Source organism: Ensifer sp. SSB1 (assembly GCF_016652895.1).
Classification (GTDB): domain Bacteria; phylum Pseudomonadota; class Alphaproteobacteria; order Rhizobiales; family Rhizobiaceae; genus Ensifer.
Genome location: NZ_JAEPRP010000083.1, coordinates 20577 through 30671, shown reverse-complemented (window position 1 = coordinate 30671; position 10095 = coordinate 20577). Strand labels below are relative to the sequence as shown.

The following is a 10095-nucleotide window of genomic DNA, read 5'->3' as shown; positions in this document are numbered from 1 at the left end:
CTCGCCGGCAAGGATGACCGCCAGCGCATCTTCAGCTTCACTTTCACTTAGCGGCCGGCTGCGGCCTGCGCCGGTTCCGACGGTCGCTATGCAGCGGGCAAGGCGCCGCTCAGGGGTGGCGTCATCGCCAATCTCCGCTAGTTTTGCGGCGAATTGTTCAGGCGCTGGCTCACCCTCAAGCAGACGGCTCGGACGGACGGCCAGTGGAGGCGCATCGGTTAGGGCCCGCCGTCCCCAGCCGGTATGGCTCGTCTGTACCGGGGCGGATGCGGCGTCATCGGGCTGGGCGGCAAGCAGGGCTTCGGTTTCTGCGGCAAGAGCGCGCACGCGCAGCCGCAGCGACTCGGCAAGCGGTGTCGGGCGCAGGCCATGACCGGTGCGCAGGAACAGAGGATCGGCATAGTCCTCACGCAATTGACCGAGCAAGCGGCTCATTGCCGAGGGCTGAAGACCGACGCTTGAAGCGGCACGGCTGACGCTGTTTTCCCGAAGCAGCCCATCGAGCGCCACGAGCAGCCGCAGCTTGCCCAGATCGGTCTGGCGTTCGTTCGGGGCCGACCCGCCTCCTGTCACGTTTGCTGCTGCTTTCGCCATGGTTCCGTCCCGCCTTTCTGTCTCATCCGGCATATTCGCGGGCGCTGTTTTGCGTCGTTTCGTATTTGGAACGGTTCCAAAACAGCGTCGTTGACCGTCTGCTTCGCCAATAACTAAGTGGAGTGTATTGCTCAAGATATATGTGGGGCGAAGATGATGAAGCGGATGGGGCTTGCAACGGAAACTGATCGTTGGGGACGAGGAACCCGCCGGAACCGGTGCGGCTCGGCCGGATGGTCACGTCGCTTCGTCGGCGCCTGCCTTGCCGGCACGGCGCTGACGATGCCGGTGGAGGCGCTGGCGCAGAAGGCCAAGGAAAAGGACAGGGAGAAGGCGACCGAGCTCGAGCAGATCGTCGTTACAGCGACCGGGTTCGAGCAGAACGTCAAGGATGCACCGGCGAGCATCACGGTGATCACGGGCGAGGACTTGCAGAAAAGGTCGTTCCGCGATCTCACCGATGCGCTGCGCGACGCGCAAGGGGTGGCGGTGACCGGTGTCGCCAACGAGCGCGACATCTTCATCCGCGGCCTGCCCGGCTCCTACACGCTGATTCTCGTCGACGGAAAGCGCCAGAGCACACGCGACGCCCGCACCAACGGCAATTCCGGTTTCGAGCAGAGCTTCATCCCGCCCGCCGCCGCTATCGAGCGCATCGAGATCGTCCGTGGCCCGATGTCGTCGCTCTATGGTTCCGATGCCATGGGCGGGGTCATCAACATCATCACCCGCAAGGTCTCGGATAGCTGGACCGGCTCGGTCACTACCGACGGCACGATGCAGCAGCACAGGCAGTTCGGCAATTCGGGGCAATTGTCGTTCTACACCAGCGGTCCGATCCTGAAAGATACGCTCGGCGTGCAGATCTGGGGCCGCGGCCTGAAGCGCAGCGAGGACAGGTTCCTTTCCGGCATTACCGGGTCGAAGGAGCACGATCTGACGGCGCGGCTTGCCTACACGCCGAACGAGGACCACGACTTCTTCCTCGAAGGCGGGACAGCGCGGCTTCGCCGCGATGCGAATGTCGGCAGGACGATCGAGCCGGGACCGCGTGCCGTCAGCACTTACAACGACAACGACCGCGATCACTGGTCGTTCTCGCATACGGGGCGCTGGGGACCGACGACGTCTGACTTCTCCATTCTGCAGGAATGGGCGGAGCGTCGGAACTATAACTACAGCCAGGCAGACGGTCGCTTCGTCAAGCAGCCGCGCGCGCCCGAGGTGCGCAACACCGTCGTCGACGGCAAGTTCACGACCCCCTTCGATCTCGGCGGCAGCCACACGCTGGTGACCGGCGGGCAATATTTCGAGGCGCGGCTCTCCGACCAGAACCCGGGCCGGAGAACCGGACTGAACGAGACTTTCTCGGCGACGCAATGGGCGCTGTTTGCCGAGGATGAATGGCGCATGGTCGATGATTTCGCGCTGACCACGGGCCTGCGTCTCGATCACCACGAGGAGTATGGCTACCACCTCAGCCCGCGCATTTACGGCGTCTGGAACGCGACCGACATGCTGACGGTGAAGGGCGGCATATCCACCGGCTTCCGCGCGCCCGACATCCGCAGCATCGCCCCGGGTTATGCCTACACCACCGGCGGTGGCGGTTGCTCCTACGGTCCGACCGGCACCTGCGGCGTGATCATCGCCGACCCGAACCTCAAGGCCGAATCGAGCACCAGCTATGAAATCGGCGCCGTGTGGGACAATGGCGACGTCATCCTCGGCGGCACCTACTTCTACACGGATTTCAGGGACAAGATTTCCAACTCGATGGTGCTGGATTCGGCCGGAAATCCGGTGCGCTGGAGCGAGGATCCGAACTACCGCCTCTGGTACAACTACAACATCGACGATGCGATCATTCAGGGCGTGGAACTGACGGCGACCTGGAATGCGACGGCCGATCTGACGCTACGCGCCAGCTACACCTATACGCAGTCGGAACAGAAGACCGGCACCTTTGCCGGCTTCCCGCTGGCGCGCACACCGGAGCACATGGCCAATCTCAGGGCCGATTGGTACACGCCGGTGGAGGGGCTCGAAGCCTGGGCCTCGGTCAACTATCACGGCGAGGAGATCGCCGCCGGCCCGCGCATCGGCACCAACGGCAAGCCGGTAACCATCAACGGCCAGCAGGGGCGCAGATACGACGCCTACACGACCGTCGATATCGGTACGAAATACGATGTCGGCGAGGGCCTGACGCTGAACGCCGCCGTCTACAATCTCTTCGACAAGGAGGTCGAGGAGACCGACTTCAACACGGTCATGGAAGGCCGTCGCTTCTGGATGAGCCTGACGGCGACATTCTGATCCGGTGGCCGGTCCCTGCCGGCTTCCGATCGAGAACAGACGGCGCCTTCCCGGGCGCCGTCCGTCTATTCTCAAGCGCCCCTCTCTCTCAAGCGCTTTGGTCCACGCCGAGGGTCGATAGCAGGCTCTTCATTCTCTCTGCCGCCAGTTCCGGCCGGTCGAGCACATTGGCTCGGTCGGCGAGGCGGAAGATGTCCGAGTAGTGCAGCACCCCGCGTGCGGACTGCATGCCCGCGGGCATGGTGAAGTGGCGCTGGTGGCCGTTCAGCCAGGCCAGCAAAACGACGCCGGCCTTGTAATACTGTGTCGGCGCCTCGAAGATCTTGCGGGACAGAGGCACGGTCGGCTCGATCACGCCGCGGAAGGTCGCGAGATCACCCTTGGCCAGCGCCGCCAAGGCCTTGGAGGCAGATGGCGCCACCGCATCGAAGATGCCGAGCAGCGCGTGGCTGTACTTCGTGCCGTCGCCTTCGATCAGTTCTGCATAGTTGAAGTCGTCGCCGGTGAAGCAGAGCACCCCTTCGGGCAGGCGATTGCGCAGTGCCACTTCCTTGGTGTTGTCGAGCAGCGAGATCTTGATGCCCTCAACCTTGTCGCGGTTGGCCTCGATGATCGACAGCACCGTATCGAGCGCCTGGTCGAAATTCTCCGAACCCCAGTAGCCCCGAAGCTGCGGATCGAACATGTCGCCAAGCCAGTGCAGCACCACCTTGTGCCTGGTCTGGCCGAGGATGCGGCCATAGACGTGGCGATAGTCGTCGGCGGAACGGGCGACGCGGGCCAGCGCCCGGCTTGCCATCATGATCGTCCTGCCCCCCTCGCCTTCGACGAAACCGACCTGTTCCTCATAGGCGGCGATCACGTCGTCCAGCGATCGCACATCGGCCGGTGCCAGATGATCGGTGCCGGCGCCGCAGGCAAGATCGGCGCCCGGCACCTGCCGCGCTTCGGTAAGAGAGCGGCGGATCAACTGCTGCGCGCCTGCCCAGGGCAGCCCCATGCCGCGCTGGGCCGTGTCCATCGCCTCGGCGATCTTGAAGCCCAGGCCCCAGAGGTGATGGCGAAACGCCATGGTCGCGTCCCAGTCGATCGCCGGATTGCCCCAGGGATCAAGATCCCGGAGCGGATCCGAGACCACATGGGCGGCCGCATAGGCGATGCGGTTGAAGGTCGGTGGCGTCCCGGGCCGCTCGATCGGCGTTCCGGTCAGGCGATACTGTTCAAGCGAGCCGTCTTGGTGCGGCAGCGTCAGGCTTGTCATTGGGGTCGGTTCCTCCGCGGAAGTTTGCCTTGAAATACTTTGGATCGTTCCAAATGGCAAGCGGCTATGTTTTTCGGATGAGACGGTGTGCTTCTTCGGCGATCGGCATAATGTCATTATGTCATTGTTTTTAATAATATTTATAGACGATCTCGCTCAAAAATGTGCGTCCTTCAGGCGTCATGACGTTGCGTTCGGTGTCCCTGGGTGAGAAAAAAGTGATCAGCTAACTCTTGACGTAATTGGAACGTTCCAATTATGAAAGAGAAAAGCAGGCAAGAGAGTTCGGAGGATGCTGTGGTCAAGGAGAGGGTAACGGTCATCGATATTGCGCGCGCCGCCGGCGTGTCGAAGTCGACCGTGTCGCTCGTTCTCCAGGGCAGTTCGCTCGTCAACGAGGCGACGCGCGCCAAGGTGAATGCCGCCATCCGTGATCTCGGCTATGTCTATAACCGCAGCGCCGCCAATCTTCGCCAGGCGAAGTCCAAGATCATCGGCATCGTCGTCAACGACCTGACCAACAGCTTCTTTGCGGAATTGGCTGTCGGCGTCGATACCGTCGTGCAATCGGCCGGCTTCGTTCAGTTCCTCGCCAACACGGGTGAAAAGATCGAGCGGCAGCGCGAAGTGGTGGCCTCGATGCGCGAACACGGCGTTTCCGGGCTAATCGTCTCGCCGGCGCGCGGCACGGAAGCGGCCGACCTTGCGCCGCTGGTTGCGAGCGGCATGCCGGTCGTGCTGGTCGTTCGCGACATTGCCGGCGCCCAAGTTTCTTCACTGACTTCCGACAATCACGCCGGCGCCATGGCTGCCGTCAGGCATTTGATCGAACGCGGCCACCAGCGCATCGCCTTCCTCGGCGGTTTTCCGGATACCGCCGTCTTCGAGGCGCGCATGCGCGGCTATCGCGACGCCCTTATCGAGGCCGGCATTGCGGTTTCCGACGCGCTGATCATCGGTTCGGCGCCGTCGCGTGCCGGCGGTGTGACGGCGGTGGAGCAGGCGATGATGCTCGCCGACCGGCCGACGGCCGCACTTTGCTTCAATGATGCGGTCGCTTTCGGCGTCTGTGATGGCCTGAGGGCCCGGCGCCTAGAGCCGGGTGCCGATTTCGCCGTCATCGGCTTCGACGACGTGATTGAGGCGAAAACCGCCGTGCCGGCACTGACGACGGTTTCCGTCGACCCGCAAGGCATGGGCCAGCGCGCTGCCGAATTGCTTTTGAAGCAGATCAAGGCCGGGAAGGCCGAGCCCGAGGCAATCGTCGGTTCTGTCCGTCTCGTCGTCCGCCAGAGCTGCGGTGCTGCGGTTGAAAGAAAAAGGGAGGCATTGGCATGACGCGGTGGGGTCTGATCGGCGCAAGCACGATTGCGCGTGAATGGGTGATCGGCGCAATCCGCGCCGCTGGAGGCGAGGTTGTCTCCGTCATGAGCACCAGCACCGAGCGCGGTGTGGCTTACGCCGAAGAGAACGGCATCGCCAAGTCGGTGACCTCGGTCGCCGATCTGGTTGGCGATCCCGACGTCGATGCCGTCTATGTCTCGACCACCAACGAGTTGCATCGCGAGCAGACGCTGGCGGCGATTGCCGCCGGCAAGCATGTGCTCTGCGAAAAGCCGCTGGCGATGACGCTCGAGGATGCGCGCGAGATGGTGACGGCGGCGCAGGAGGCGGGCGTCGTGCTTGCCACCAATCACCACCTGCGCAACGCCGCCACCCATCGCGCCATGCGTGATGCGATCGCCGAGGGCAAAATTGGGCGGCCGATTGCCGCGCGCGTTTTCCACGCGGTCTATCTGCCGCCGCATCTGCAGGGCTGGCGACTGGAGCGGCCGGATGCCGGCGGCGGCGTCATCCTCGACATCACAGTGCACGATGCCGATACGCTGCGCTTCATTCTCAATGATGACCCGATCGAAGCGGTTGCCATCAGCCACAGCGCCGGCATGGGCAAGGAAGGCCTGGAAGACGGGGTCATGGGCGTGCTCCACTTCCGCTCCGGCGTCATCGCCCAGTTCCACGATGCCTTTACCGTGCGCTTTGCTGATACGGGTCTCGAAGTGCATGGCACCGAGGGGTCGCTGATCGGCCGCAAGGTCATGACCCAGCGGCCGGTCGGAACCGTGACGCTACGCAATGCCGATGGCGAGACCGAGCTGTCGCTCGACCATCGCAATCTCTACGAAACCGCGCTTTCCGCCTTCCATGCCGCCGTCAGAGGCGAAGGCCGTCCTTCGGCGACAGGCGAAGACGGCGTCTGGTCGTTGGCAACGGGTCTTGCGGTCGTCAAGGCCGCTGCTACCGGCCAGGCCGTGGCGATCGAAACGGGACTTTGAACTGATGTCGATGAACAAGCATATCTCGCCGGCCGAAGCGGCGGCCCTGATCCCGGATGGCGCGGTGGTTTCGGTCTCCTCGTCCAGTGGCCTCGGCTGCCCCGACCTGATGCTGAAGGCGATCGGCGAGCGCTTCGAGACGACCGGCCATCCGCGCGATCTGACGACGCTGCACCCGATTGCCGCCGGCGACATGAGCGGCATCAGGGGCGTTGACTACATCGCCAGGAAAGGCCTGCTGAAAAAAATCATCGGCGGTTCCTATCCTTCCGGCCCGTCGAGTGCAGAGCCGCCGCTGATCTGGCAGATGATCGGCGCTGACGAAGTGGCTGCCTACAACGTGCCCTCCGGCATCCTGTTCGACATGCACCGCGAGGCCGCAGCCAAGCGCCCGGGCGTGATGACCAAGGTCGGCCTCGACACCTTCGTCGATCCGTCGCGCGAAGGCTGCGCCATGAATGCTTCGGCTGCGGCCGAACCTGTCGTGAAAAAGGTCTCGTTCGAGGGCGAGGAGTGGCTCTATTTCAAGGCGATTGCGCCGCAGGTGGCGATCATCCGCGCGACGACGGCCGACGAGCGCGGCAACCTCACCTATGAACACGAGGGCGCCTATCTCGGTGGGCTCGATCAGGCGCTCGCGGCTCGCAACAATGGCGGCATCGTCATTGCCCAGGTCAAGCGCATCACCAAGGAAGGTTCGCTGAAGCCGCACGACGTGCGGGTGCCGGGCGTGCTGGTGGATTACGTCGTCGTCGATCCCGACCAGAAGCAGACAACCCAGACGCTCTACGATCCGGCGATCTCCGGCGAGATCTTCCGGCCGCTCGACAGCTTCCGGGTGCCAGAATTCAATATCCAGAAGGTGATTGCCCGCCGCGTGGCGCAGGAGCTGCAGGCCGGCAGCGCCGTCAATCTGGGCTTCGGCATTTCGGCCAACGTGCCGCGCATCCTGCTCGAAGAAGGGCTGCATGGTGCGGTCACCTGGGTGATCGAGCAGGGCGCCGTCGGCGGCGTGCCGCTGCTCGACTTTGCCTTCGGCTGCGCTTCCAACGCCGATGCCTTCATGCCCTCGCCCTATCAGTTCACTTATTTCCAGGGCGCCGGCTTCGACGCCTCGCTGCTTTCCTTCCTCGAGATCGACCGCAACGGCTCGGTCAATGTCTCGAAGCTCTCCTTCCGTCCGCATGTGACGGCCGGTGCCGGCGGCTTCGTCGACATCACCGCGCGGGCAAAGAAGATCGTCTTCTCCGGCATGTTCAATGCCGGTGCCAAGCTTTCGATCGCCGATGGCAAGCTGGTGATCGAGAAGGAAGGCAAGCTCAAGAAGCTGGTCAACGAAGTCGAGCACGTCACCTTCTCGGGCCGTCGCGGCATCGAGCAGGGCCAGGACATCACGTATGTGACCGAACGCTGCGTGATGAAGCTGACGCCTGAGGGCGTCATGCTCGCGGAGATCGCGCCCGGCGTCGATCTTCAGGCCCATGTTCTCGACCAGTCGGAATTCCCGCTGATCGTTTCCGACAGGCTGAAGACCATGGACGCGACGCTTTTTGCGGAAGCGCTGATCGGATTGGAACTGCCGAAGAAGCCGGTGCGCCGGATTGGGGGAGGCGACCGTGGCTGAAGGCCGTATCCGCATCGAGGTCGATGGACCGATCGCGACCATGACGGTTGACCGTCCGGACAAGCTCAATGCCTTCGACATCGACATGCTGAAGGCGCTGGCATCCGCCTGCGATACGGTCGAGGCCGACCGCAATGTGCGTGTCGTCATCCTCACCGGCGAGGGCAAAGCTTTTTCGGCCGGCGGCGACATCAAGGCCTGGGGCGGCATGGATCCGCCTGCCTTCGGGCATGACTGGGTGCGCTTCGGTCATCGTGTGTTCGAGCGCCTGGCGACGCTGCGCATGCCTGTCATCGCGGCCCTCAACGGCCACGCGCTTGGCGGCGGGCTGGAGCTAGCGGCGGCCGCCGATGTCCGTCTGGCGGAAGTGCAGATCAAGATCGGCCTGCCGGAGACGAGCCTCGGCATGGTGCCCGGCTGGTCGGGCACGCAGCGTCTCGTCTCTCGCTTTGGCGCCCAGATTATCAGGCGCATGGTGCTTGGCGGCGAGATGTTCACCGCCGAGGCGGCTCTCAGGGAAGGCCTGGTCGATGCCGTCGTCGAGACCGGCACGGTGCTGACCGCTGCCCGTGACTATGCGGCGCGCGTCGCCAAGCGCGGACCTGCGGCGCTCGAAATTTCGAAACTGATGCTCGCTTCGGCAAATGGCGAAGACAACGGATCCGCGGTCGAAGCGCTCGGCTCGATCCTCGTCGCCAAGACCGGCGACCTCAAGGAAGGTGTCGCCGCGTTCTCGCAGAAGCGTGAAGCCCAATTCAAGGGAGAATGGTAATGACCGTGCTCGTGAAACCCAAGGCGCTCGGCGATCATAAGGTCCGCGCCTTCCAGATGCTGATCGACGGCAAATGGGTGGACAGTGCCGAAGGGCGCACAATCGAGCGTGTGGCTCCCGGTCATGGTGTGGTCGTCAGCCGCTATCAGGCGGGCACCAAGGCCGACGCCGAAAAGGCGATTGCTGCTGCCCGCCGCGCTTTCGATGAAGGCACCTGGCCGCGCATGACCGCATCGCAGCGCTCGCTGGTGCTGCTGCGCGCCGCTGACATCATTGCCGAGCGTGCTGATGAACTCGCCTATCTCGATGCGATCGAATCCGGCAAGCCGATCAGCCAAGCCAAGGGCGAACTCGGCGGTGCCGCCGATATCTGGCGTTACGCCGCAGCTCTCGCCCGCGATCTGCATGGCGAAAGCTACAACACGCTCGGTGACGGCACGCTTGGCGTCGTGCTGCGCGAGGCGATCGGTGTCGTCTCGATCATCACGCCCTGGAACTTCCCGTTCCTGATCGTCAGCCAGAAGCTTCCTTTTGCGCTTGCGGCGGGCTGCACCACTGTCGTCAAGCCGTCGGAACTGACCTCGGCCTCGACTCTGCTGCTCGGTGAAATCCTGGAAGCAGCCGGTGTGCCCGCCGGTGTCGTCAACATCATCACCGGCACGGGGCCGGAGGTCGGCGCGCCGATGACGACGCATCCGGATGTCGACATGGTGTCCTTTACCGGCTCGACCGGCGTCGGCCGCCTGACCATGGCCAATGCCGCCCAAACCCTGAAGAAGGTGTCGCTCGAACTCGGCGGCAAGAACCCGCAGATCGTCTTCCCGGACGCCAATCTCGACGAATTCATCGATGCCGCCGTGTTCGGCGCCTATTTCAATGCCGGCGAATGCTGCAATGCCGGCTCGCGGCTGATCCTGCATCGCGATATCGCCGACGAGGTCACGCGCCGCATCGCCGAGCTCTCGGCCAAGGTGAAGGTCGGCGATCCGCTCGACCCGGAAACACAGGTCGGCGCGATCATCACGCCGCAGCATCTGGAAAAGATCGCCGGCTATGTTTCTGCCGCTTCCAAGGACGGTGCAGCGGTCGCCCATGGCGGCACGGCGCTCGATCTGGGCATGGGCCAGTTCATGGAGCCGACGATCCTTTCGGCCGTGCGACCGGACATGGCGGTGGCGCGCGAGGAAGT

Annotated in this window: 8 protein-coding genes; 6 read left to right on the top strand and 2 right to left on the bottom strand. The window is 63.8% G+C overall.

What is annotated here, in order from left to right:
• Window positions 1-594: LysR family transcriptional regulator (locus I8N66_RS20515; RefSeq protein WP_291157107.1), on the bottom strand; the 594-nt coding region annotated here is incomplete at its 3' end.
• A gap of 282 nt (window positions 595-876) precedes the next feature.
• Between I8N66_RS20515 and I8N66_RS20510 the strand changes: the two genes are divergently transcribed.
• A complete protein-coding gene (locus tag I8N66_RS20510) occupies window positions 877-2913 on the top strand; it encodes a TonB-dependent receptor (RefSeq protein ID WP_291157110.1) in 2037 nt (678 codons plus the stop codon).
• Window positions 2914-3001: 88 nt separating this feature from the next.
• Here the strand turns inward: I8N66_RS20510 and I8N66_RS20505 are convergent, their stop codons facing one another.
• Window positions 3002-4174, bottom strand: coding sequence for a dihydrodipicolinate synthase family protein (locus tag I8N66_RS20505; protein WP_291157106.1), 1173 nt, complete (start codon window positions 4172-4174; stop codon window positions 3002-3004).
• Between the two features lie 297 nt (window positions 4175-4471).
• On the opposite strand from I8N66_RS20505, the gene I8N66_RS20500 reads away from it, so the two are divergent.
• From I8N66_RS20500 to I8N66_RS20480, 5 genes are all read left to right on the top strand, one after another.
• Complete coding sequence (locus tag I8N66_RS20500; protein ID WP_291157105.1) at window positions 4472-5512, top strand: LacI family DNA-binding transcriptional regulator; 1041 nt, start codon at window positions 4472-4474, stop codon at window positions 5510-5512.
• The gene (locus I8N66_RS20495) at window positions 5509-6510 is read left to right on the top strand and encodes a Gfo/Idh/MocA family oxidoreductase (protein ID WP_113535419.1); all 1002 of its coding nucleotides are present in this window, start codon (window positions 5509-5511) and stop codon (window positions 6508-6510) included. Before I8N66_RS20500 ends, I8N66_RS20495 begins: the two co-directional genes overlap by 4 nt.
• A gap of 4 nt (window positions 6511-6514) precedes the next feature.
• A complete protein-coding gene (locus I8N66_RS20490) occupies window positions 6515-8134 on the top strand; it encodes an acyl CoA:acetate/3-ketoacid CoA transferase (protein ID WP_291157104.1) in 1620 nt (539 codons plus the stop codon).
• A gap of 40 nt (window positions 8135-8174) precedes the next feature.
• A complete protein-coding gene (locus I8N66_RS20485) occupies window positions 8175-8906 on the top strand; it encodes an enoyl-CoA hydratase/isomerase family protein (RefSeq protein ID WP_291157109.1) in 732 nt (243 codons plus the stop codon).
• A partial coding sequence (locus I8N66_RS20480; RefSeq protein WP_291157108.1) for an aldehyde dehydrogenase family protein occupies window positions 8906-10095 on the top strand: 1190 nt, incomplete at its 3' end. The genes I8N66_RS20485 and I8N66_RS20480, both read left to right, overlap by 1 nt.

What these genes read in the sequence shown, in the direction of transcription:
- I8N66_RS20495 (WP_113535419.1), top strand. Translation starts at nt 5,509, where the DNA reads ATGACGCGGTGGGGTCTGATCGGCGCAAGCACGATTGCGCGTGAATGG.
- I8N66_RS20490 (WP_291157104.1), top strand. Translation starts at nt 6,515, where the DNA reads ATGTCGATGAACAAGCATATCTCGCCGGCCGAAGCGGCGGCCCTGATC.
- I8N66_RS20510 (WP_291157110.1), top strand. Translation starts at nt 877, where the DNA reads ATGCCGGTGGAGGCGCTGGCGCAGAAGGCCAAGGAAAAGGACAGGGAG.
- I8N66_RS20485 (WP_291157109.1), top strand. Translation starts at nt 8,175, where the DNA reads ATGACGGTTGACCGTCCGGACAAGCTCAATGCCTTCGACATCGACATG.
- I8N66_RS20505 (WP_291157106.1), bottom strand. Translation starts at nt 4,174, where the DNA reads ATGACAAGCCTGACGCTGCCGCACCAAGACGGCTCGCTTGAACAGTAT.